We start from the raw sequence: 25,739 nt of genomic DNA, 5'->3' as shown, positions 1-25,739 counted from the left end.
AGACAAAAATGACAATGAAAAAAACAACACTTGCTTTATTAGCATCTGCTGCACTTACTGTATCTTTAAGTGCAAGAGACCAAATTAAAATTGTAGGTTCATCTACAGTTTATCCATTCTCTTCTGCTGTAGCTGAAGAACTAGGTGCAACAACAAAATATCCAACTCCTGTAGTTGAATCAACTGGTTCAGGTGGTGGTATGAAATTATTTTGTGCTGGAAATAATTTAAATACTCCAGATATTACAAATGCATCAAGAAGAATGAAAACTAAAGAGTTTACACTTTGTGAAAAAAATGGTGTAACTGATATTACTGAATCAGTAATTGGATATGATGGTATTGCATTTGCTCAAGATAAATCAAACTCTTCATTTAACGTAACTAGAGAGCAATTAGCATTAGCAGTTGCTGCTGAAGTACCTTCAAAAGATGGTAAATCTTTAATTGCAAACCCATATAAAAAATGGTCTGATATTGATGCTTCTTTACCAAATAGAGAAATTATTGTTTATGGACCACCAAAATCATCTGGTACAAGAGATGCATTCGAAGAATTAGTAATGCAACATGTATTCAAAAAAATGTCTGTATATACTGACCTTTATAAAGCTGATAAAAAAGCAAACAAAAAATATAAAAAATACTCTGTAATTAGAACTGACGGTGTATATGTTCCATCTGGTGAAAATGATAACATCATTGTTCAAAAATTAACTAAAAACAAAAATGCATTTGGTATCTTTGGTTTCTCTTTCTTAGAAGAAAATGAAGATAAATTAATTGGTTCTACAATTAATGGTGTAGCTCCAACTCCTGATAACATCTCTTCTGCTAAATACCCAGTATCTAGATCGTTATTCTTCTATACTAAAAACTCTCACAAAAAAGATGTTCCAGCAATGAACAAATATGTTGAGATGTTTATGTCTGAAAATATGATTGGTAATAATGGTATCTTAACTGAAATTGGTCTTATCCCTCTTCCAGAGTCACAAAGAACTGCTATTAGAAAAGCTGTTTTAGAAGGTAAAAAACTTACTTTAGATGCTTTAAAACACTAATTAGATTAAAAGAGAAGTTATCTTCTCTTTTAATTATTAGATTTATAAATAGGTTTTTATCTGTCGCAGCGAACACAAGAGGTAAAAACCTAGTTATAAGTCTAAATTAAGGCAAAAAAATAGAAGATAAACTCGATATAGGTAAACTTGATTTTGCCTTTCAACCAATCATCAATACTAATTCAGGTAAAACATTTGCAGTTGAGGCACTTCTTAGAAACTGTAAAGAGCTTGGCTTTAACTCAATAAATAGTTTCTTCGATTATCTAGCAAAAGAGGAAATACTTTATAATTGTGATATTAAATTAAGAAAAAAAGCTTTAAAAAAATTTAAAAAAATTGATATTCCAAATATCAAAATCTTCTATAATCTTGATAATAGAGTTTTTAACATGCCAAATAAGAAACTAGGTAAAACATTAGAAATCCTAGAAGAGTTAGATATAAAACCTGATAAGTTATGTTTTGAATTAACAGAACATAATCTCTTTAAAGATGAAAAAAATCTACAAGAATCGATAAAAAATTATAATCAAAACGATATTAAAACAGCAATTGATGACTTTGGTACTGGCGTTTCTGGTTTACATCTACTTTATATATCAGATACAAACTTTGTAAAGATTGATAAATTTTTTATCTCATATATTGATAAAGACCCCAAAAAGAGACTTTTTTGTTCCTCTATAGTTGAAATGGCACATACAATGGGGATAAAAGTTATAGCAGAAGGTATAGAAAGAGTAGAAGAATATTTAACTTGCAAAGATATAAAAGTTGATTACCTACAAGGTTACCTTTTTTGCAGACCTACAATAGATATAACTGAAATAAAAAAGAGTTATAAAGGTAGAAGCTTTTTTAAAAAAGATAGAAGAGTATTAAGCAATAATATTGACAAGTCTTTTATTGAAAAAGTTGATGCAATATCTGATGACTCCTCCTTGCATGACCTTTTTATCTATTTTAAAGAGCATACAAAAAATACATTTGTACCAGTAGTAAATTCTGAAAAGAAAATTTTAGGTGCCATATATGAAGTAGACATTAAGAAGATATCTTATTCTCAATATGGTTTATCCCTTGCAAAAAACCAATCTTTTAAAGCAAAACTTAAACACTATTTACAAGCTGTTCCTGAGATTGATATAAGTTGGGGAATAGATAAGGCTTTAGAGATTTTTAATCTAAGAAATGATGCAAAAGGTATATTTGTAAGTAAAGATTCAATCTATTATGGTTTTATAAGCCTAAATAATCTCCTACTTTTATCTTATAAAAGAAATATTGAAATTGCTGAAAATCAAAACCCACTTACTAAACTACCTGGAAATAATCAAATTGATGATTTCATCTACAATATTTTTGATAAAAAAATACAAGCTCAAATCATATATTTTGATTTTAATGATTTTAAACCTTTTAATGATACTTATGGATTTAGACTAGGGGATAGAGCTATTTTAATGTTTTCAGAAATACTTCAAAAATACCTTTCAAGGGAGAGTTTTATTGCACATATTGGAGGAGATGATTTTTTTGTAGGTTTTGTAAATATGAGTTATGAAAATGTATATAATATAATTTTTAACATACAAAAAGAGTTTGAACACAATGTACAAAGCCTTTATAATGAAAATGATTTAAAAAATGGACATATTACTGCAAAAGATAGATATGGAACTATTAGAGAATTCAAACTTTTAAGTGTCTCAGCATCTATTATTGAAGTAACTAAACAAAGTAGCATTGAAAACTTTAACTCAAAACTTGGAGAGATTAAAAAAAGATCTAAATCTATAGATAAACCTTTTGGTATCTGCATAAATATGTAACTTTACTGTAACCATTTTGTAATACAATTCTCAAAATTTATATGAAAGGTAAATATTGCATTCATTTGAGTCTAAAAACAGATCAACAGTAATGAAAGAAAGAATTATCAAAACTGCATTAATTGTAGCTTCTACTATATCTATTCTTACAACTTTTGGTATTCTTTTTTCTATACTTTTTGAAGCTATTTCATTTTTTCAATTGAGAAGCTTCTGGTACTTCCTTACAGGTCTTGAATGGTCTCCTGGTATTGTTGGGAGTAAGTTTGGTGCCGTTCCTATTTTTGCTGGTACATTAATGATTACATTTATAGCCATGGCAGTTGCAATTCCAATAGGTCTTGGTAGTGCAATTTATATGAGTGAATATGCAAATGGGAAAACAAGAGATTATTTAAAACCTATTTTAGAGATACTTGCTGGTATTCCAACGGTTGTATATGGTTTCTTTGCCGCAATAACAGTTGCACCATTTGTTGTTAAAGCAGCTGACTTCTTCGGATTAGAAGCAACATTTAACTCAGCTCTAGCTTCAGGTGTAGTTATGGGAATTATGATTATCCCTGTAATATCATCACTTTCTGATGATGTTATTAGAGCAGTTCCAGATAGTCAAAGAAAAGCTTCACTTGGTCTTGGTATGACTCAAGGAGAAACTATAAAAAATATAGTTTTACCTTCTGCACTCCCAGGTATTATTTCAGCAACGCTACTAGGTTTCTCAAAAGCAATTGGTGAAACAATGATTGTTGTTATGGCTGCAGGTTTAAGACCAAACTTATCATTAAACCCATTGGAAGATATGACAACTGTAACAGTTAGAATTGTTGATGCACTAGTTGGAGACCAAGCTTTCAACTCTCCTGAAACACTTTCTGCTTTTGCACTAGGGCTTGCACTATTTGTTGTAACATTGATTTTGAATATTATTTCATTAACAATGATTAGAAAATTTAAAGAAAAATATAAAGTGAATACATTATGATGAAAAGAAAAAATAAAAATACAGACAACCCTTTTTACGATCCATCATTAAATAAAAGACATAGAAGCTCAAAGAGATTTAAAACTTTTACTGTTTCGTCTTTAGTTTTCTCAATAGCATTTCTTGTATTTTTCCTTTTCGATATGGTATCTAAAGGAAGTCCTGCTTTCCAACAAGCATATTTACATATAGATGTAACTTATTCACAAGAATCTAAAAATAGCTACAGAAAGGCAATTGATAGAAAATATTCAAGAATTGTATCAAGAGCGTGGTTAAGAATGGTTCCAAAGATGATTGAAGAGAATCCCGAACTAATGGGTAAAACTATTAAAACTTGGGTATTAGCAGATGATCAAGTTGACCAATATTTAAAAGGACACTATTATAAGCTAAAAAGAAAAGATAGAGCTTTAGTTGATGATATGAAAGCATTTGGAGATATTGATCTTAAATTTAATGAAATATTTTTTAAAAATGGAGATTCAAAAACTCCTGAATATGCTGGTTTAAAATCTGCTATAGTAGGTTCAGTTTTAACACTTATAATTACTATGGCTTTTGCATTTCCAATTGGAGTTATGACAGCAATATATCTTGAAGAGTTTGCAGATGACAATAAATTTACACAAACTATTGAAGTAAATATTAATAACTTAGCAGCAATACCTTCAATCCTATTTGGTCTTTTAGGTCTTGCTATATTTATTAATCTTTTTGGACTTCCAAGATCTTCCCCTTTAGTTGGTGGTTTAACTTTAGCACTTATGACTCTACCAATTATTATTGTAAGTTCAAGAGCAGCATTAAGAGCAGTTCCAGATTCTATTAGACAAGCGGGCTACGGTTTAGGTTTAACGAAAATTGAAGTTACAAGAGACCATGTTTTACCACTTGCTTTTCCTGGAATTTTAACAGGTTCAATCATTGGTTTAGCACAAGCCATGGGAGAAACTGCACCATTAATCATTATTGGTATGATTGCATTTATTCCAGACTCTCCTGGTTCAATTTTTGAAGCTGCTACTGTTATGCCAGCACAATTATTTACTTGGGCAGGTATGCCAGAAAGAATGTATGTAGAAAAAACTGCTGCTGGTATTATGGTGTTATTAACAATTCTAATTTCTTTAAATTCTTTAGCAATTTATCTAAGAAAAAAATATGAAGTAAAATGGTAATAAGGAAAAAATAAAAATGTCAAATAATAAAATTAAAGTAGATGTAAAAGAATTAAATCTTTGGTATGGAGAAAATCATGCCCTTCACAATATTACTGTACCATTATATGAAAATAAAATTACAGCACTTATTGGACCATCTGGTTGTGGAAAATCTACATTTCTTAGATGTTTAAATAGAATGAACGACTTAATCTCAACTGTAAATATTGATGGTTCAGTAGTAATTGATGAAAAAAATATTTACGATAAAGATGTAGATGAAGTTAGTGTAAGAAAAAGAATAGGTATGGTTTTTCAACAACCAAACCCTTTTCCAAAATCTATTTATGATAATGTTTCTTATGCTCCATTAAAACATAGTTTAGTAAAAAAAGGTAAAGATTGTGACGAACTTGTTGAAAAATCTCTTAAAGATGCTGGTCTTTGGAACGAAGTTAAAGATAAACTAAATGATCCAGGAACATCTCTTTCAGGTGGGCAACAACAAAGGCTTTGTATAGCAAGAACTATTGCAGTAAAACCTGAAGTAATCTTAATGGATGAACCAACTTCAGCTCTTGATCCTATTTCAACTGAAAAAATTGAAGCATTAATGCTTGAATTAAAAGAAAAATATACAATTATTACTGTTACTCATAATATGCAACAAGCAGCAAGAGTTGCAGACTATACCGCATTTTTCCACTTAGGAAAATTAATTGAGTATGATGAAACAGATACTATATTTGTTAATCCATCAAACAAAAAAACTGAAGATTATATTACAGGAAGGTTCGGATAATGTTAAAACCATATGAAGAAAATGTACAAAAAATAAAAGAAGAGATTTATAGGATAGGTCAAGAAGTAATCCATGCAAATAAAATATCACTGTCTGCATTAAAAGAAAATGACCTTACTATGTTAAAAGATGTAAATTTATCAATTAGAACTTTATCAGTAAAGTCAAATGAGATAGATAACTTAATAGTTAAAACATTAGCTCTATATTCACCAGAAGCTAGAGATTTAAGAGAGATGGTTTCTTATCTTAAAATCACTAATGAATTACTAAGAGCTGGTGCAAATTCTAAATCTTTTGTTAAAACTTTTAAAAAATCTTTTACTGAAGAGCTTGATAAACATACAATACTAGAGTATGCTATTCCCTTATTAAAAGCCTCAAATTTAGCTTTTGAGACAGCAGTAAATCTTGTAAAAGAGAGTGATGATAAAGTTATTGAAGCTGGTTTTCATAAAGTAAGTGTTGAAGAGAGTAAAACTGATGATTTATATGCAATTATCGAAAAAAATACTCTAAAACTTATTACAAAAAATATTGAACTTTCAAGAGATTATTTTGATGTTTTAAGTAGTTTAAGAAGACTTGAAAAAACAGCTGATAGAGCTGCATCTATTGCAAACTTATTATTATTTGCTGAAGTTGGTGGATCAATAGAACAAGCTAAATAATTTTTAATGAAAAAACTATTTACAAATATAAAGATTTACTTTAGTAACAATTATGAGGTTTTAGCAGCAACTATTATTTTTTTAGTTGTAGTGGGAACAAAACAAGAGTTTTATAAAGCAATTGTTCTTATGCTAGAATTCATAGTTGTTATGGAAGTTGTTAAAATGATTTCTGATTTTATAAAAAAAGAGAAATTAAGACTTAGATTTGTAATAGATATTTTTATTATATTCTTAATAAGAGATGTAATAATAAATGCTTCCCTACCAAATAAAGACTATTTTACTATCCTTTTTCTTCTTTTTGTGATTTTTATATTCTTTATTTTTAGGATTTTAGCAATAAAATATTCCCCAGGAGTTATCAACATCTCTAAGAAACAAAATTTTGAAAAAAAAGAAATAACTAATGAATGAAAAATTAATATTAATCGTTGAAGATGAAGAGGATATTTTAGAACTACTTGAATATTCACTTCAAAAAGAGGGATATGAAACTATTGGATTTTTAAATGTAAATGAAAATCTTGAAAAAGTTTTAGAGGAAGAACCTATAGATTTGATTATTATGGATAGAAATTTACCAGGTATTGATGGTACAGAGTTTATATCAAGTATTAAGAAGAAAGGATACAATGCTCCTGTAGTGTACCTTACAGCTAAAGATAAAGATGAAGATATACTAGAAGGTTTTGATGCCCATGCTGATGATTATATTACTAAACCTTTTAATATAAAAGAGACACTTGCAAGAATCAAAGCTATAATTAGAAGATCTAATAATGATGTTGATGTACTAAAAGTGAGAGATATTATCTATAAAGCAACAAATAAAAAATTTTATATTGATGGGGAAGAGATAATATTAACCCACTTAGAGCATGATTTGTTATTAGAATTTATTAAAAATAAAGATATTTTAATGACTAGAGAACATTTACTTGAAGCCGTTTGGGAAGATTCTTATGATAAAAAACTAAAAACTGTAAATGTTGCAATAAAAAGATTAAAAGCAAAAATAGACCCAGACAATAAAAAAGAGTATATAAAATCAGTTAGAGGGGAAGGCTACTTGTTTTGTTAAAACTTCATCAACTGTTTTTACGTACCTTTTCACTTATATTTTTACTTATGTTGCTAGTTCTTAGTGTTACTATATATTTTTGGTCAAAGCATATCTATTTAGATCAAATAGAAAAAAACTTATCACAAAATATAGATTCACTCTCTTTTTCTTTTACCAATTTAGATAATATTAAGTACATAGTAAAAACTTTTAAAGCAAAAACTGGGAATAGAATTACTATTATTGATGAAAAAGGTAATGTTTTAGCAGACAGTGATAAAAATATTAAGCAAATGGAAAACCATTCTAATAGATATGAAATTATTCATGCAAAGTACAATGGTTATGGTAAAAAAATTAGATTTTCACATACTCTAAATGAAGAACTACTTTATGTAGCAAAAAAGATAGTAGTTGATGATAAGATTTATTATATTAGATTAGCAGATTATACATATAAGATTCAAGATAATTTTACAGAATTAGTTTATCAATTGATTGCATTTTTAACACTATTTTTAGTTGGTTTCTTTTTTGTGACATATTATCTAAGTTTAAAAATAAAAGATGAAACAAATTCTATACTTGAATACCTAGTCCAAATGAGTAACAAAAAACCAAAACAAGAGATATATTCTGATTTTTGTGAAGAGTTTAATAAAATCACAAGACTGTTAAATAAAGTAGCTAGTAGACTTTCAAAAAGAGAAAAACAAAAAGCTAAACAAACTGCAAAATTAAAAATTGCGAATAGACAAAAAGATGAAATTATCTCAGCAATCTCACATGAGTTTAAAAATCCAATTGCAATTATCACAGGATATGCTGAAACAATTTTAAATGACAAAGAACTACCTAGTAAAATGCAAACTAATTTTTTAAATAAAATTTATAGTAATGGGAATAAAATGTCTCATATTATTGATAAATTAAGACTTACACTAAAACTTGAAGAGGGTAAACAAAATATAATGACCTCTGAATGTTCTTTAAGAAAAATATTAGATGAGATAGTTTCTGATTTACAAGATAAATATACACAAAGAGAGATTAATATTATAGGTGATGATGTAAAGATAAAAATAGATGAAACTCTTTTTTCTATGGTCTTAACAAATTTAATAGAAAATGCTTTAAAATATTCAGAAGATGAAGTGACAATAAAAATCACACAAAATTCAATCTCAATAATAGATAAAGGGATTGGAATAGATGAAAATGAAATAAATAAAATAAATCAAAAATTTTATAGGGTTTCTCAAAATGGCTGGAATAACTCTTTAGGATTAGGACTTTTTATCGTTCACTCTATTTTAAAACTACATAATTTTGAACTTGCAATTAAAAGTAAAATACATGAAGGTTCTGAATTTCAAATAAAATATTAAATATCACTTAAATTAAGTATATTTTAAGTATAACTAGACTATTATTCCACCTCATTAACAAAATCGGAGAAAATAAATGAAATTTACTCAAATGGCAAAAGCTAACGAAATCGAAAGAGATTGGATAGTAGTTGATGCAACAGATAAAATATTTGGTAGAATTATTACTGAAGTTGCAACACTATTAAGAGGAAAACACAAGCCTTCATACACTCCTCACGTAGACTGTGGAGACAATGTTATCATTATCAATGCTTCTAAAGCAAAATTTACTGGTGCTAAATTAGAAGATAAAAACTATTATACTCACTCAGGATATTTTGGAAGTACTAAAACACACAAAATGTCTGATATGCTAGAAAATAACCCAGAAAAATTATTCAAACTAGCTACTAGAGGGATGTTACCAAAAACAAAACTTGGTAAAGAAATGTTAAAAAAATTAAAAGTATACGCAGGAAGCGAACACCCACACACTGCGCAAATTAAAGGATAACACTAATGGCAAAAGTATACGCAACTGGAAGAAGAAAATCTGCTATCGCTAAAGTATGGTTAGAAAATGGAAACGGTCAACTTACAATAAACGGTCAATCTTTAGATGCATGGTTAGGTGGACACGAAGCTATTAAAAAAAGAGTTATGCAACCATTAGAAGTATCTAAACAAGAAACTTCTGTAAACGTAGTAGTAAAAACACTAGGTGGTGGTTATGCAGCTCAAGCAGATGCAGTAAAACATGGTATTTCAAGAGCTTTAGTTACTTATGATGAGCAATTTAGAGCAATCTTAAAACCTTATGGGTTATTAACAAGAGATGCTAGATCTGTAGAAAGAAAAAAATACGGAAAGAAAAAAGCGAGAAAATCAACTCAATTCTCAAAAAGATAATTGGTATTTTCTATTATTCAAAAGATTTATTTCTTTTTTTAAAAGAGCAACATAAAGTTGCTCTTTTTTTATCTCTTTTACAAACTATTCATAAAAAAAAGTATAAAATTACTCTATGAAATATTTTCTACTATTAACTACTTTTATTAATATCTTATTATCATCTACTTTAAATTTAAGTATAGGTTCAAGTCCTAGTAGAATAAACCCAATCTTATCAAACGATACCGCTAGTTCAGAGATAAGTCAATGGATTTTTAACGGACTTCTTAAATACGATAAAGATGGAAATCCAACAGTTGACTTAGCAAGTTCATATAAATTTGAAACACCCACAAAATTAATTATAAAGATGAAAAAAGGTGTACTTTGGCATGATGGAGTTGAAGTAACATCAAAAGATGTAATCTTCACCTATGAAAAGATTATTGATCCAGATGTTTATGTATCTTTCAAATCAAACTTTAATGAAGTACAAAGTGTAAAAGCTATTGATAAATATACTGTTGAGATAATCTTTAAAAAACCATATTTTAAAGCTTTGGTTACCTGGATGGTTAGTCTCTTACCTGAACATATTTTAAAAAATGAAAAAAACCTTATGACTTCACAGTTTAATAAAAAGCCAATAGGTACAGGTCCATACAAATTAAAAGAGTTTAAAAATAACGCAGATATAGAATTAGTTGCCAATGATAATTATTTTGAAGGGCGACCTAAAATTGATAAAATACTTTATAAATTTATTCCAGATACAAATACTTCTTTTCTATTTTTAAAACAAAGAAAGCTTGATTTAGGAGGACTAACACCTCTTCAATATGAAAGACAGCTAGATAAGAAATTTAAAGAATATTTTAAAACTATAGAAAAACCTGCATTTTCCTATTCTTACCTTGGATTTAATTTAAGAGATAAAAAGTTCCAAAATAAAAAACTAAGACAAGCTATTGCCTATGCCACAAATAGAAAAGAGTTAATTGATATTTTATATTTTGGCCATGGTGAAATATGTGATGGACCATTTGCTCCAAACTCTTTAGCATTTGATGAAAAATTTAAACCCTATAGATATAATTTGAAAAAAGCAAAAAAACTACTAAAAGAGCTAGGTTATGATAAAAATAATCCTTTTAGTTTTGAAGTTGTAACAAATACAGGTAATACAGCTAGAGCAAATGCAGCCCAAATACTTCAACATCAATTAAAAAAAGCAAATATTCATATGAGTATAAAAGTTATGGAATGGCAAGCATTTTTAAATACAATAGTAACCCCAAGAAAGTTTGAAGCTATTTTACTGGGATGGACAACTACACTTATGCCTGATGCCTATGCACTTTGGCATAGTAACTCTGACAAACTGGGAAGGTTTAATTTAGTTGGATATAGAAACAAAAAAATTGATGAACTAATAGATAAAGGTGCAGGAACAATCAATAGAAAAGAATTTGCAAAAATATATAAAGAGATTTATTCAACTATTGCAGATGACTTACCATATCTTTTTTTATATATTCCAAATAGTATTAGTGCAATTAATAAAAATATTAAAAATATAAAACCAACTCCTATTAGTATTTTACACAATCAAATTGAATGGGAAAAACCTTAATCATAGTTCAGATTTAAACTAATTTCTCTGCCATACTTAGTTATAAACAATAATATACTAAACTTTTGAACTATATATTTAAAAAGGATTTTAATGGAAAAAGTTATACTTTTTGATTTAGATGGGACATTAATTGACTCAACTGATGCAATTCTATCGACCTTTCATCATACTTTTAAAGAGATGAATTATGATTTTAAAGGTCAAGATAAAGATATTAAATCTTTAATAGGTCACCCTTTAGATATTATGTTTCAAGATTTAGGTGTACCACAAGAGATTGTATGGGATTATGTTGACTCTTATAAAAAAAGATATAGAGAGATATCTAAACAACAAACTGAACTATTAAAATTTGCTAAAGAAGCTATAGAACTAGCTAATACCTTCGCAAGATTATCTGTTGTTACAACAAAAACTGGATTATATAGTATAGAACTTCTTGAACATCTAAAACTTATGGATTATTTTGAATTTGTTACAGGTAGAGAACATGTGGAAAATCCAAAACCTCATCCTGAACCAATTCACAAAACTCTTGATTTGATGAAGATAGAAGGTACTTGTGATATTTGGATGGTAGGAGATACAGAGTTAGATTTAATCGCTGCAAATAGTGCTGGAGTAAATTCAGTTGGAGTACTTTGTGGTTATGGAGAAGAAAACACCTTAAAAGAACATACTTCTTATATCGCGCCTAACCCTTTAGAAGCTGTTAAAATCATACAAAATCTTTCAAAATTCTAATAAAAAATATAAAATATTCTAATTAAATATTTTTTTATTTTTTATCAGAATTTACATTTTTTATATTCTTAAAATGTCCATAATTTGTGTATTTAATTAATTATATTAATTAATATGAACTTATTTATGTTTATATTCAAGATTATATAAGTTTACTTTAATTATTATGGAATTATAAGAATGAAATATAATTAAAGGGAAGATTATGACAAAAAAATTTGCTACTATGGATGGTAATGAAGCTGCTTCATATGTATCATATGCATTTACGGAAGTTGCTGGTGTTTATCCAATTACTCCATCGTCACAAATGGGGGATAATACTGAAAAATGGGCAACTCAAGGGAAAAAGAATCTATTTGGTTCAACAGTAAAAGTTATTGAGATGCAAAGTGAGGCTGGTGCAGCTGGGACATTCCATGGTTCACTTCAAGCTGGTGCCTTAACAACTACCTATACTGCTTCACAAGGCTTACTTCTTAAAATTCCTAATATGTATAAAGTTGCTGGACAATTATTACCTGGGGTTATTCATGTATCTGCAAGAGCTTTAGCTGCACATGCACTTTCAATCTTTGGTGACCATCAAGATGTTATGAGTGCAAGAGCAACTGGTTTTGCTATGCTAGCAACTGGTTCAGTACAAGAAGTTATGGATATTGGTGGTGTTGCACACCTAGCAGCCATCAAAGGAAGAGTTCCTTTCTTACATTTTTTTGATGGATTTAGAACTTCACATGAGATAAACAAAGTTGAAGTTATGGATTATGATGTTTTTGACAGACTTATAGATTATGATGCAGTTCAAAAATTTAGAGATACATCACTAAATCCAGAATCACCTATCACAAGAGGTACAGCACAAAATGATGATATCTACTTCCAAGGAAGAGAAGCATCAAATAAATTCTATGATGCAGTACCTGATATTGTAAATGAGTATATGCAAGAGATTTCAAAAGTTACAGGAAGAAACTATGCACCATTTACATATTATGGAGATCCAGAAGCTACGGATGTTATTGTGGCAATGGGTTCTGTAAATGAAACTATTAGAGAGACTGTAGATTTTTTAAGGGAAACACAAGGTAGAAAAGTTGGTCTTTTAACTGTACACTTATACAGACCATTTAGTACAAAATACTTTATGGATGCTCTTCCTGATAGTGTTGAAAACATCTGTGTAATAGATAGAACAAAAGAGCCTGGTAGTTTAGGTGAGCCATTATATCTTGATGTAAAAGCTGTATTCTATGATGAAGAGAAAAAACCTAAAATTATTGGTGGAAGATATGGTTTATCTTCTAAAGATGTTCCACCAAATCAAATTATTGCACTTTATGATAACTTAGCTTCTGAAAATTCTAAAAACCATTTTACTGTTGGTATTAATGATGATGTTACCTTTACTTCAATAGAAGTTGGAGAAAATGTATCTGTTGTTGAAGATGTAAATGAGTGTCTATTCTACGGATTAGGTGCAGATGGTACAGTTGGTGCAAATAAAAACTCAGTAAAAATTATTGGGGACAAAACAGATCTTTATGCACAAGCATACTTTGCATACGATTCAAAAAAATCTGGTGGATATACAAGATCACACTTAAGATTTAGCAAAAATCCTATTAGATCAACTTATCTTGTATCAAACCCTGGATTTGTTGCCTGTTCAAAAGAGGTTTATTTAGAACAATATGAAGTGATTGATAAAATTAAAGATGGTGGTACATTCTTACTTAACTCAATCTATTCAGCGGAAGAGATAGTTCAAAGAATCCCAAATAGAGTTAAAAAAATTCTTGCAGATAAAAAAGTTAAGTTCTATATCATCAATGCAACAAAACTAGCCAGAGATATCGGACTTGGAAATAGAACAAATACTATTATGCAAGCTGCTTTCTTTAAACTAGCAGACATTATCCCTTATGAAGAAGCTAAAACATACATGAAAGAGTATGCAGAAAAAGCTTATGGAAATAAAGGGGAAGAGATAGTTAAGATGAACTACTTAGCTATTGATTCTGGGGAAGCAGGATTAGTAGAAGTTCCTGTTGATGAATCATGGTCAAACCTAGATGGTGGAAAACTAGTTGTTCAATCAAAATACAAAGGTAGTGAATATGTAGAAACTTTTGCAAAAGTTGTAAATGCTGCAAAAGGTGATGAGATTCCAGTATCTTCTGTTGTTAATCTTGGAATGGAAGGTGGAACATTTGAAAATGGTTCTACAAAATATGAAAAAAGAGCTATTGCTACAATGGTTCCTCAATGGAATGAAGATACATGTATTCAATGTAACCAATGTGCATTTGAGTGTCCACATGCAGTAATCAGACCATTTTTAATGGATGAAGATGAGTTTGCAAATGCACCAGAAGGTGTAAAAACTCACTCACTTGATGCAAAAGCAAAAGGAACAAAAGACCAAGGACTTAAATATAAAATTCAAGTTTCTATTATGGACTGTACAGGATGTAATGTTTGTGTTGATATCTGTCCTACAAAAGAAAAATCACTTAAAATGGTTCCTTATGAAGTTGAAGAACAAAATAATGAACAAGAAAATGCAGACTTTTTATTTAATGATGTAAGTTATAAAGAGCATTTAGTAAAAATGGATACTGTACAAGGTTCACAATTTGCACAACCATTATTTGAATTCCACTCTGCATGTCCAGGATGTGGTGAAACTCCATATATCACTTTAGCTACTCAACTATTTGGGGATAGAATGATGGTATCAAATGCTACAGGATGTTCATCTATTTATTCAGCATCAGCACCATCTACTCCATTTACTAAAAATGCAAAAGGGGAAGGTCCAGCTTGGGCAAACTCATTATTTGAAGATGCGGCAGAGTTTGGTTATGGTATGCACGCTGCAAATGAAACAATTAGAAATAGAATTGGTACAATTATGAAAGAGACTATGGAAGAGGTTACAAATCCTCTAAAAGGTCTTTATAAAGAGTGGTTAGAGAATAGAAGTAATGGAGCAAAAACCCAAGAGATTAGAGATAAACTTGTTCCTCAATTGGAGCAAAATCAAGATTTACCTGGGGTAAAAGTTTTATTATCTCTTAGAAAATATATTGTAAGAAAATCTCAATGGATGATTGGTGGAGATGGTTGGGCCTATGATATTGGTTATGGTGGACTTGACCATGTACTTTCAACTGGTGAAAATGTAAATATGTTAGTTGTTGATACTGAAGTTTATTCAAATACAGGTGGACAATCTTCAAAAGCAGCAAGAACAGGTTCAATTGCTGACTTTACAAATGATGGTAAACCAAATGCTAAAAAAGATTTAGGTTATATCTCTATGACTTATGGAAATATCTTTGTTGCACAAATCAACTCAAGAGCAAATCAAAAACATGCGGTTCAAGCTATGAAAGAAGCTGAAGAGTATGATGGACCATCATTAATTATTGCTTACTCTCCTTGTATTGCCCATGGTATTCAAGGTGGTTTAATGAAATCAGTTGAACACGGACAACTAGCTACAGATTGTGGTTACTGGCCAATTTATACTTTCGATCCAAGAAAAATTGAAGAGGGGAAAAACCCAATTAAAATTTCTGGTAAAAAACCAAATTGGGATGTTTATGATGAATTCCTAATGAAAGAGAATAGATATAGATCTCTTAAAAAACTTAATCCAGAACATGCTGACTTCCTATTAGCACAAAATAAAAAAGATGCACAATATAGATATAGACAATTATCTAGAATGGCTGCAGCTGATTATTCTGATGAATTAGAAGAAGATCTATAATAAAATATAGTAAGGTAGTAATACCTTACTATAACATTATCTCACTTTCAATACTTTCACTTTATAAAATTTAATCTTAATTGACTAACTATAAAACTAAAAATTTTTAAACTTATTCAAAAATATTATCAATACTAATTATCATTTTATAATTTTTTAAACATAAGAAAAACTTATTAAAATAGCTATAAAAATGAACATATGTTCATAACATAGATACCATAAAATGGACATATGTTCATACATTTACTATATTATATATTTTTCATATATTTATACATAATTATTACATATTTTAATATTAAGCTAAGTTTTCTTTTCATAAACTTCAATCGGACAAATTAGATGTCTCTACTAATTTAGATAAATTTTAGGAGCAAACATGCTAGAAATTAGATGGCACAGCCGTGCTGGTCAAGGTGCTGTAACAGGTGCAAAAGGACTAGGTTCTGTTGTAGCTGAAACAGGTAAAGAGGTACAAGCTTTTGCATTTTACGGTTCTGCAAAAAGAGGTGCATCAATGACTGCTTATAATAGAATTGATGATAAACAGATTATAAACCATGAGAAGTTTATGCACCCAGATTATGTATTTATACTAGACCCTGCTTTAGCATTTACAGATGACTTTACAGCACATGAGACTGAAAAGACGCAATACATCATTACAACACACTTAACAAAAAGTGAACTAATAGAGTTAGTACCAGCGTTACAAGGAAGAGAAGAAAGAACATACACATTAGATTGTTTAAAAATATCTCAAGAAACAATTGGAAGACCGATTCCAAACACTCCAATGCTTGGTGCATTTATGAAAATAAGTGGAATGTTTGAACTTGAGTATTTTCAAAATGCAATGAAAAAAGTACTAAAAAAATTGCCTCAAAAAGTGATCGATGCAAATATGATTGCTATACAAAGAGCATATAACGAAGTACATTAGGAGATACGATGAGCAAATCAATTAAAGAAATGGGATGGGATGAGTTAGTACCTGGTGCTGCATTATATGCATTTGATACTAATGTAGACTACCAGATGGCAGAAACTCAGCCTGAAGATAGAATTTATGCTGAAACAAATTCAAAAAATGCATATGTTGGAGATTGGAGAGTTTTTAAACCAGTTTGGAATAGTGAATTATGTATTGACTGTCAAAACTGTTGGTTGTTCTGTCCAGATACTGCAATTATCTCAAGAAACAAAGAGATGGTTGGTGTAGATTATGACCATTGTAAAGGTTGTGGTATCTGTGTAGAAGTGTGTCCAACAAATCCAAAATCATTATTAATGTTTAATGAAACAGAGAAAAATGAAGAAGCACTTACAAAGTGGCCTGAAAAGAAAAAAAAGGGTGAAGACTAATGAATAGAAAAGAGATGGAATTAAATACTGTAGAAGTATGGGATGGAAATACATGTAATGCTCAAGCTTTTAGACAAGCTGGTGTTGATGTAGTTGCGGCTTACCCTATTACTCCTTCTACTAATACTGTTGAAAACTATGCAACAATGCATGCAAACGGTTATGTTGATGGTGAGTTTGTAATGGTTGAATCAGAGCATGCTGCTATGTCTGCATGTGTTGGAGCTGCTGCAGCTGGAGGTAGAGTAGCAACTGCAACATCATCACAAGGTTGTGCACTTATGGTTGAAGTACTATATCAATGTGCTGGGATGAGATTACCAGCTGTTTTATGTTTAGTAAATAGAGCTTTAGCTGCTCCACTAAATGTAAATGGTGACCACTCAGATATGTACTTAACTAGAGATTCTGGATGGATTCAAGTTGATGCATTTAATGCCCAAGACGCTTATGATTTAACACTAATGTCATTTAAGATTGGTGAACATAAAGATGTTAGACTTCCTGTTATCTCTAATCAAGATGGTTTTTTAACTTCACATACAGCACAAACAGTAAGACCACTTCCTGATAAAGTTGCATATGAGTTTGTTGGAGATTATGTACAAGTTAATGCTATGTTGGATTTTTCAAAACCTGTTACTCATGGGGTACAAACTGAACATGACTGGCATTTTGAACACAAAGCAAAACAACATGCGGCACTTCAAGGTTCATTGCCAGTAGTAGAAGAGATTTTTAAAGAGTTTAAAGAGTTAACTGGAAGAGAATACAATATTGTTGAAACTCATAAAATGGATGATGCAGAGGTTGCTATTGTATGTTTAGGCACAACTTATGAAACTGCAACTATTGCAGCTGATGAATTAAGAGAACAAGGGATTAAAGCTGGTGTTATAGCTCCTAGACTATTTAGACCTTTCCCATTAGTACAATTAGCACAAAAATTGCAAAATGTAAAAGCTCTTGCATGTATGGATAGATCTGCTCCTGGTGGAACAGTTGGAGCTTTATATAATGAAGTTGCAGGTGCTCTAATCAACACTCCTGCTAGACCAGTACTTAGAAATCTAATTTATGGTCTTGGTGGTAGAGATATCACTGTAAATGAGCTAAAAGAGATTTTTACAAATTTAGATACAGATGCTAAAAATGGTAAATTAACTGGAAAAATCCAAAGACTTCATGGAGTTAGAGGACCAGAATTAAGCTTTTATGAGCTGTAAGGAAGAGATATGAGTAATCAAAAAGTAATTAAAAACTTAAAAACATTTTCAACTGCGGCTGAAAGATTTGAAGGGTCTCACGTTTTATGTCCAGGGTGTGCGCACTCTATTATAGTAAGAGAGGTTTTAAATGCAACAAATGATAATCTAGTAGTTTCAGCAGCAACTGGTTGTTTAGAGGTTTGTACAGCTATATATCCACATACATCTTGGGATTGTTCTTGGATTCATATTGGATTTGAAAATGCTTCTACTGCAATTGCAGGAGCTGAGGCTATGAATAAAGCACTTAGAAATAAAGGAAGAATTAGTGCTGATACTCCTGAACCAAAATTTGTTGCTTTTGGTGGAGATGGTGCTACTTATGATATTGGTTTTCAATGGATTTCTGGATGTTTTGAAAGAGGTCATGATATGATGTATGTTTGTTTAGACAATGAGGTTTATGCAAATACAGGTGGTCAGAGATCATCTTCAACTCCTATTGGAGCATCAACAACTACAGCACCAGCAGGTTCTACCTCATATGGTGAAAAGCAAGTTAAAAAAGATATGCTTCAAATTATGGCAGCGCATGGCTCTCCATATGTGGCACAAGTTGCTCCAAACAAATGGAAAGATATGGTTAAAAAAATCCAAAAAGGTTTTGATACAAAAGGACCTGTGTTTATAAATGCAATGAGTGCATGTACAACTGAGTGGAAATTCCAACCACATGAAACTATTGAAGCTTCAGATTTAGCAGTTGATTCACTAGTATTTCCACTTTATGAAATAGTTGATGGAACTGAATTAAATATTACATATAGACCAAAAAACATTGTTCCTGTAAAAGATTATTTATCATTTCAACCAAGATTCAAACATCTTTTTAAACCTGAAAATGAACATATCATTGAAGAGTGGCAAAGAAGAGTTGATAAAAATTGGGAATACTTACAAAGAAGAGAAGAAGCGAGAGTTTAATTATACTACTAATCTTACACAAGAAGTGATAATAAATCGCTTCTTGTTTTTAACTTCAAAACTTATAAATAATATTCACCTGTTTATAAAAACAACTTACATTTTTGTATAATTATTAATCATGGTTAGTTTAAAGGTAAATAATATTTTTGCTATACTTCAAAAAAAAATTTAAGGAAACTTATGGGTATATTTGATATTTCAACTCAACAGAAATCTCATAATATAGAAAAAAAAGATGAAATAGTTAATAGATTAATTGATACTTTTCAACCTCTTTGTGAAGAGTTAGAATCAAACAACGATCTTTATATATTTAAAAAATTTAAAGCAGAAAAAACTTTTTTAAGTTATGATTTAAAAGTTACAGTAAAAGAGTCAAAAGAATCATTTACAATAGATTTTGAAGGTGAACTTCAAAATGTATGGATATTGGTGATTTTAATTGTCCTTGGTATTCTTGTTACATATGGAATTGGTGTGATTTTAATTGCAGCTTTTGCATATTTGCAAAAAAAATCTTCTACTAAATATATTGAAAATAGTTTTGAAAAATTGAAAAAAGATATATCTTCGGAATAGTATTTGCATTCTTCTTTTAAAGGACGCGCGAATGGATATATATCAAAAAGCTTATAATTGGGCAAAAACTTATGATTTTGAACCAATTGAGATTGAATATGCAACAAAATTAGCATTAAAAATGTTAGATGATTCTTGCAAGATGACATCAGAAGATAGAAAAATATTTTTTTATGTTTATGACGCTATCTCAGATAGAGACGATATCAATCTTGATGATGATATAAATAAACTTGTTCTTCTATCTCGGGATAGAAATACTATATATTCAAAACCTGCATATGCAAATATTGTACACTCTTGTAGGTTGGAGGTTATCCCTTCAATGCTAAAAGTTCATATGAAAGCTTTTAAAAAAATGGTTAGAAAAAATTTAGACTTACTGTAAAACAAATTTTTTCTAATTGTTAAAGTCCCTTTATAAAAAAACTCTTTAAAAATTATTAGCTATTAAATTTAAGCCTTTAAAATAGGAATTTTGATAAAATCAAAAAAATATATATAAGGATTTAAAATGCCACTATTAGATAGTTTTAGAGTTGACCATACAATTATGCCTGCACCTGCTGTAAGGGTTGCAAAAACAATGAAATCTCCATCAGGAGATGTTATTACAGTGTTTGATTTAAGATTCTGTATTCCAAATGAATCAATGATGGGTGAAAAAGGGATTCATACCTTAGAACATCTTTTTGCAGGTTTTATTAGAGAACATTTAAACTCTGACAAAGTTGAGATTATTGATGTTTCACCAATGGGGTGTAGAACAGGTTTTTATATGAGTTTATTAGGTAGTCCAAAAGAGGAAGAAGTTGCAAAAGCATGGAAAGCAGCTATGGAAGATGTACTTAATGTGAAATCTCAAGAAGATATTCCAGAACTAAATGTTTACCAATGTGGTACATATAAAATGCATTCATTAGATGAAGCAAAAGAGATAGCAAAAGAGATTTTAAGTAAAGATATAGGAACTATGTCAAATGAGAAACTATATTTACCTGAAGAAAAGTTAAACAGTTTAGGAAACTAATTGGAAAAAAAGCTAGAACTATTTAAGGGTTTATTTCAACCCTTTACAAACATATCTATTTTTTTTATAAATAATAATACTGATTTTATTGAGAATACATTGCAAGAGATTGTAAAAACCTATGAAGGGAAACTCAATAAAATCAATTTTATTGAAGAAAAATATTTAAAATTAAACCATTATATGAGAGAGCTTGAATATATAGTTCTAGGAGATATTATAAGCAAATATGAAAAGAAAGAGCTACTATTACAAAAATGTTATAGAGCTCTTGAAAATTCTGCTAATATTATTATATTAGAGAAAAAAACAAATAACAATTTAGATGAAATCCGCGAATTACTAGATAAAACCTCTTTTGTTGCTATAAATAGTATTGAACTTTTTGATGACTATAAACTTATTACTGCTAAAAAACTTCATATGTGGGGAAGTGGTTTATAGTTCATCTTTAAATATAATAGTAAAACATGCACCTTTATAATCTTTGCCATTATGATTGAACTTATGATTTGAAGCTTTTATTTCTCCATGATATCTTTGAGTTATTATCTTATGACTAATTGATAATCCAAGTCCTGTCCCTTGATATTGATGTTTAGTTGTAAAATAAGGTTCAAATATTTTATCTATAATGGAGCTATTAATTCCACCTCCACTATCTAAAATCTTTAATTCTAAACTATTGATATCAACTTTTTTAGTAGTAATAAAAATTAATCTATCATTTTCATCTTTTATTTCATTTTTTAATATATCTTTACTATTATTTAGTATATTGATAAGAGCCTCTGAAAGCTCATTTATATTTCCATCAATTTTAAGATCATCTTCTAAATCTAAAAATAGGTTGATATAGTTATTATGTAACGATGCTTCTATAAGACTTAAAGAGTTTTTTATTACATTTTTAATACTTATTTGAGTAATAAATTTTTCACCCTTTAAAAAGTTTCTAAAATTATCTATTGTAGTTGATAGATAGTTAGCTTGTTTAATAATATTTTCTTCACATTCATCAATATCTTCTTCTTTTAAGCCAGTTAAGTCTGATTTTAATTTAAGTCCACTAATACTTGTTGTTATAACACTTAAAGGTTGTCTCCATTGATGGGCAATATTTCCTATCATCTCACCCATTGATGCTAGTCTTGACTGTTGTTCCATAATTTTGATTGATGAAATATCTTTTAGAGATAAAAGAATTTTATCTTTATCTGGTAATAAAGATGCACTCATATTTACTGTAATCATTTTATTATCTTTAGTAAGACAGCTTTTTTCAATATTATTTGCATGCCCTGTTAGAATAGCTTGTTCCATTGCACCTTGATTTTTTGATATATCTTCTGGTGCTGTTAAATCATTACAACTTTTTGTAATAAGTTCATCCTCTGTATATCCAGTCATCTCCAAAAAGGCTTTATTAAATTTTAGAAAATTAGTTTTTAAATCAACTATAGTAATACTATCGTGACTAAAGTTAAAGATTGTTTCAAACTCTTCTTTTTGCGATTTTAATTTTTCTTGATACTCTTTTTGCAAGGATATATCTTCTATAACTGCAATAAAAAAGTCTGGTTCCTTATTAGTTTTCCGCACTAATGAAGCAGTTAAGTTGATCCATACAATTGATTTATCTTTTTTATAATATCTTTTATTCAAAGAATAATTTTCTATCTCTCCTGTAAGCAATTGATTAACATATTCTAAATCTCTATCTAAATCATCTGGATAGGTTATGTCTTGAAAAGTCAAATCTAATAATTCTTCTTTTGTGTAAGATAAAATATCACAAAGTTTTTGATTTACTTTTAACCAATCTCCATTTAAAGAAACATGTGCAATACCTACAGCAGCTTGTTCAAATGTATTTTCAAAAAGTTTAAGAGCATTAGTTAAAGTTTTGTTTTTTTCTTCTAGATTTCTATTTATAACCTTAATCTCTAATGTTTTTTCATCAATTATATGCTCAAGGTTATCATTAATATGTTCTAATTCATATTTTGCTCTTTTTAACTCCTCTTCATTTTCTTTAATTTTTGTTATATCATGAAAAGAGAGTATTGAACCTCTAATCTCATTTTTTTCACCTAAATAAGGTTTTATCGTTATTAATAAATCCATATTTTTGAATTTTTTTTCAAATTTAGTCTCTTCTCCACTTTTCATAACTTCTTTAATTTTTTTATTTAAAAATTTACTTTCAATAGGCATAGGGATGCTACTTAATTCATTACATATATTTTTTGAACTAATAGTAGAGATAGTTTCCATAAATGAGGTGTATTTTCTGATTTTTAAATCAGTATCTAAAATCATTACTCCATAACTTATACTATCAAAAGTGTTTTCTAAATCTTTATTAGAAATCCTTAATTCTTTTGATTTTCTTTCTAATTCTTGGTTAACAGTTGTAAGCTCTTCATTTGTACTTTGAAGCTCTTCATTAGAGGTTTCTAATTCCTCATTTGTACTTTGAAGCTCTTCATTACTAGATTGAAACTCCTCGTTAGTACTTTGAAGCTCTTCATTAGAGGTTTCTAACTCTTCAATAGTGGTTTGTAGTCTCTCTTTTGTTTCTATTAATTCTTGTTCTAATTCTTGTATATTTAATCTATTATATTTATCTACTAATTCTTTATTGTTTTCAATAACTATTTCATCTTTATTTTGTTTAAATACAATACAAATTCCCTCTGTAGCTATCTCATTTTCTCTTATTGGGATAATATCAATTCTTAGATTTAAGCCATCAAGTTTTATACCAAAACTAACAATCTCTTGTTCTCGTCTTGCTTTTAAAATGGCTGTTCTAATATCAACTCTTATTGAATCTTTTAAAAATGAAAATAATTCTTGAGTAAATCCACCTTTTGGAAACTTAATATAATCACTAAGTTCCCCTTTTGTATAGATTATATTATTTTCCCTATTTATGATGATATAAGTATCAAAATATTTATCTAAAATTGTTTGAGCTAAAGAGTTATGCAGATGAGTGTTAAAATCCTTTTTTTTAATAAATCTTTTTTTAACAGTAGATAAACCTGATACATACCTTTTGGGATAATAGGTCATATTGTCTAAAGTGGGTGGCGTAGAGGATTTATCTTTTTTAAAGATTTTCCATTTATTATCAATTGAAACAAAAAGATTGGTAATATTAGTAGTATTCTCACTTTTGCCTAAGAAAAGGATACCTTCTGTGTTTAATGCATTAAAGAAAATTGAGAAAATTCTTTTTTGTAATTCTGAGTTAAAATAGATTAATAGATTTCTACATGTAATTAGATCCATATTTAAAAAGGGAGGATCTTTAATCATATCATGTTTTGAAAATATAATAATATCTCTAATATCTTTTGAGATTTTATAAGTGTCATCTTTTTTTATAAAATACTCTTTTAGTAAATTTTGTTTGATATTTTTAACACTATTTATATCATAGCTTCCATCCCTTGCTACTTTAATTGCTTCAGATGATATATCAGTAGCAAAAATTTGAATTTTGTTAGAAAGATTGTTTCTTTTTAGTGCTTCATATAAAATAATAGCTACAGAGTAAGCCTCTTCTCCAGTTGCACAACCTGTAATCCAAACTCTAATTGGTTCATATTTATTTTTATTTTGAACTAGCTTTTCAATACTCTTTTCTAATTGAATAAAAGCTTCTTCATCCCTAAAAAATGAGGTAACAATTACTAATAACTCTTTTTGTAATAGCTTAACCTCTTTTTCTGAAATTTTTAAATAATCAATATAATCATCTAAGGATTTCTTTTTAGTAACAACCATTCTTCTTTTTATTCTTCTTTGAATTGTACTTATTTTATAATCACTAAAATCTGTATTAGTTTTATCAAGTAAAATATCAAAAATTTTATCTAACTGTTTACCATAATCCTCTTTGTATAATATAAGTGGATATTTTAATATTGTTTGAAGTTCAACCGCCATATTTTCAGGGGATAAAATCAAATCTACATGTTTTGTTTTAATTGCAGCGCTAGGCATCTCAGGATGTTTTGCTGTTGTTTCTTCTTGTGCTATTGTGATTCCACCTGCAAGTTTTATATCTTTTATACCCTCTGAACCATCATTTCCAGCTCCTGATAATATAATACCAATAGCTTTATCTTCTTTTTGTTTAGCTAAAGAAGTAAAAAATTTATTAATTGAAGGAACAGAATAATCTTTAGAGGAAGGTGTGATTAGTTTAAAACGATTGTTTTCTATTGTTAAGTTGTATTTAGGGGGACAGATATATATTCTATTAGCTTCTATTATCTCATCATCCATAGCCATTGATATAGGTATAGTTGAGCTTCTTGAAAGTATCTCTAATAGTTTTGTAGGTTGATGTTTATCTAAATGTTGTGTTATTACATATGTTATATTTTCAGATGGTTTTATCTTTTTTATAAAAGATTGTAATGGATCCAAACCACCAGCACTTGCTCCAATGCCAACTATAGTTAAAATTTCATTATCATTCATTTTGTATATATCCCCAAAATCTATCATTTAAAATATGAAATAGATATATTAAAATTAAT

At 29.0% G+C, this 25,739-nt stretch carries 23 protein-coding genes; 22 read left to right on the top strand and 1 reads right to left on the bottom strand.

Going from position 1 to position 25,739, the window contains the following annotated elements; translation table 11 throughout:
* Positions 1–14: 14 nt before the first annotated feature.
* The 22 genes from ACKU4C_RS00855 (at position 15) to ACKU4C_RS00750 (ending at position 21,624) form a co-directional block, all read left to right on the top strand.
* Positions 15–1,064 carry a substrate-binding domain-containing protein gene (locus tag ACKU4C_RS00855; protein ID WP_321315899.1) on the top strand — a complete coding sequence of 350 codons (1,050 nt, stop codon included), beginning with the start codon at positions 15–17 and terminating at the stop codon, positions 1,062–1,064.
* Positions 1,065–1,183: 119 nt separating this feature from the next.
* A complete protein-coding gene (locus ACKU4C_RS00850) occupies positions 1,184–2,899 on the top strand; it encodes a GGDEF domain-containing protein (protein WP_321315898.1) in 1,716 nt (571 codons plus the stop codon).
* Positions 2,900–2,990: 91 nt separating this feature from the next.
* Positions 2,991–3,884, top strand: a complete 894-nt coding sequence (pstC, locus tag ACKU4C_RS00845) for a phosphate ABC transporter permease subunit PstC (protein ID WP_321315896.1) — start codon at positions 2,991–2,993, stop codon at positions 3,882–3,884.
* A complete protein-coding gene (pstA, locus tag ACKU4C_RS00840) occupies positions 3,884–5,065 on the top strand; it encodes a phosphate ABC transporter permease PstA (protein WP_321313811.1) in 1,182 nt (393 codons plus the stop codon). The genes pstC and pstA overlap by 1 nt, the downstream gene beginning before the upstream one ends.
* Before the next feature lie 16 nt (positions 5,066–5,081).
* Positions 5,082–5,849: a phosphate ABC transporter ATP-binding protein PstB gene (pstB, locus tag ACKU4C_RS00835; RefSeq protein ID WP_321313809.1), complete on the top strand. Its 768-nt coding sequence runs from the start codon at positions 5,082–5,084 to the stop codon at positions 5,847–5,849.
* Entirely contained in the window at positions 5,849–6,520 is a 672-nt protein-coding gene (locus ACKU4C_RS00830) for a PhoU domain-containing protein (RefSeq protein ID WP_321313807.1), read from the top strand. Before pstB ends, ACKU4C_RS00830 begins: the two co-directional genes overlap by 1 nt.
* Positions 6,521–6,526: 6 nt before the next feature.
* The gene (locus ACKU4C_RS00825) at positions 6,527–6,937 is read left to right on the top strand and encodes a phosphate-starvation-inducible PsiE family protein (RefSeq protein WP_321313805.1); all 411 of its coding nucleotides are present in this window, start codon (positions 6,527–6,529) and stop codon (positions 6,935–6,937) included.
* On the top strand, positions 6,930–7,604 hold the full coding sequence (locus tag ACKU4C_RS00820) for a response regulator transcription factor (RefSeq protein WP_321313802.1): 675 nt from the start codon (positions 6,930–6,932) through the stop codon (positions 7,602–7,604). Before ACKU4C_RS00825 ends, ACKU4C_RS00820 begins: the two co-directional genes overlap by 8 nt.
* Positions 7,598–8,974: an ATP-binding protein gene (locus tag ACKU4C_RS00815; RefSeq protein ID WP_321313800.1), complete on the top strand. Its 1,377-nt coding sequence runs from the start codon at positions 7,598–7,600 to the stop codon at positions 8,972–8,974. Before ACKU4C_RS00820 ends, ACKU4C_RS00815 begins: the two co-directional genes overlap by 7 nt.
* A gap of 76 nt (positions 8,975–9,050) precedes the next feature.
* The gene (rplM, locus tag ACKU4C_RS00810; protein WP_320035855.1) at positions 9,051–9,470 is read left to right on the top strand and encodes a 50S ribosomal protein L13; all 420 of its coding nucleotides are present in this window, start codon (positions 9,051–9,053) and stop codon (positions 9,468–9,470) included.
* A 5-nt stretch (positions 9,471–9,475) separates the two neighbouring features.
* Positions 9,476–9,865, top strand: coding sequence for a 30S ribosomal protein S9 (rpsI, locus tag ACKU4C_RS00805; protein ID WP_321313797.1), 390 nt, complete (start codon positions 9,476–9,478; stop codon positions 9,863–9,865).
* Between the two features lie 115 nt (positions 9,866–9,980).
* The gene (locus tag ACKU4C_RS00800) at positions 9,981–11,480 is read left to right on the top strand and encodes a peptide-binding protein (protein ID WP_321313795.1); all 1,500 of its coding nucleotides are present in this window, start codon (positions 9,981–9,983) and stop codon (positions 11,478–11,480) included.
* Positions 11,481–11,573: 93 nt separating this feature from the next.
* A complete protein-coding gene (locus ACKU4C_RS00795; protein WP_321313793.1) occupies positions 11,574–12,227 on the top strand; it encodes an HAD family hydrolase in 654 nt (217 codons plus the stop codon).
* Between the two features lie 205 nt (positions 12,228–12,432).
* Entirely contained in the window at positions 12,433–16,008 is a 3,576-nt protein-coding gene (gene nifJ, locus ACKU4C_RS00790; protein WP_321313791.1) for a pyruvate:ferredoxin (flavodoxin) oxidoreductase, read from the top strand.
* A gap of 382 nt (positions 16,009–16,390) precedes the next feature.
* A complete protein-coding gene (locus ACKU4C_RS00785) occupies positions 16,391–16,954 on the top strand; it encodes a pyruvate flavodoxin oxidoreductase subunit gamma (RefSeq protein WP_321313789.1) in 564 nt (187 codons plus the stop codon).
* An 8-nt stretch (positions 16,955–16,962) separates the two neighbouring features.
* On the top strand, positions 16,963–17,376 hold the full coding sequence (locus ACKU4C_RS00780) for a 4Fe-4S dicluster-binding protein (RefSeq protein ID WP_321313787.1): 414 nt from the start codon (positions 16,963–16,965) through the stop codon (positions 17,374–17,376).
* Complete coding sequence (locus ACKU4C_RS00775) at positions 17,376–18,602, top strand: 2-oxoacid:ferredoxin oxidoreductase subunit alpha (RefSeq protein ID WP_321313785.1); 1,227 nt, start codon at positions 17,376–17,378, stop codon at positions 18,600–18,602. The genes ACKU4C_RS00780 and ACKU4C_RS00775 overlap by 1 nt, the downstream gene beginning before the upstream one ends.
* 9 nt (positions 18,603–18,611) lie before the next feature.
* The gene (locus tag ACKU4C_RS00770) at positions 18,612–19,568 is read left to right on the top strand and encodes a thiamine pyrophosphate-dependent enzyme (RefSeq protein ID WP_321313784.1); all 957 of its coding nucleotides are present in this window, start codon (positions 18,612–18,614) and stop codon (positions 19,566–19,568) included.
* Positions 19,569–19,751: 183 nt separating this feature from the next.
* Positions 19,752–20,150 carry a hypothetical protein gene (locus tag ACKU4C_RS00765; RefSeq protein ID WP_321313781.1) on the top strand — a complete coding sequence of 133 codons (399 nt, stop codon included), beginning with the start codon at positions 19,752–19,754 and terminating at the stop codon, positions 20,148–20,150.
* Positions 20,151–20,181: 31 nt separating this feature from the next.
* Positions 20,182–20,538, top strand: coding sequence for a hypothetical protein (locus ACKU4C_RS00760; RefSeq protein WP_321313779.1), 357 nt, complete (start codon positions 20,182–20,184; stop codon positions 20,536–20,538).
* Between the two features lie 126 nt (positions 20,539–20,664).
* Entirely contained in the window at positions 20,665–21,180 is a 516-nt protein-coding gene (luxS, locus tag ACKU4C_RS00755; protein WP_321313778.1) for an S-ribosylhomocysteine lyase, read from the top strand.
* Positions 21,181–21,624, top strand: a complete 444-nt coding sequence (locus tag ACKU4C_RS00750; RefSeq protein WP_321313776.1) for a hypothetical protein — start codon at positions 21,181–21,183, stop codon at positions 21,622–21,624.
* On the opposite strand, the gene ACKU4C_RS00745 is transcribed toward ACKU4C_RS00750, so the two are convergent.
* Positions 21,619–25,680, bottom strand: coding sequence for a CheR family methyltransferase (locus tag ACKU4C_RS00745; RefSeq protein ID WP_321313775.1), 4,062 nt, complete (start codon positions 25,678–25,680; stop codon positions 21,619–21,621). The genes ACKU4C_RS00750 and ACKU4C_RS00745 overlap by 6 nt on opposite strands.
* Between the last annotated feature and the right edge of the window lie 59 nt (positions 25,681–25,739).

This window comes from Halarcobacter sp., assembly GCF_963676935.1.
In the GTDB taxonomy this organism is placed as follows: Bacteria; Campylobacterota; Campylobacteria; order Campylobacterales; family Arcobacteraceae; genus Halarcobacter.
This window is presented reverse-complemented; position numbering and strand designations above follow the sequence as displayed.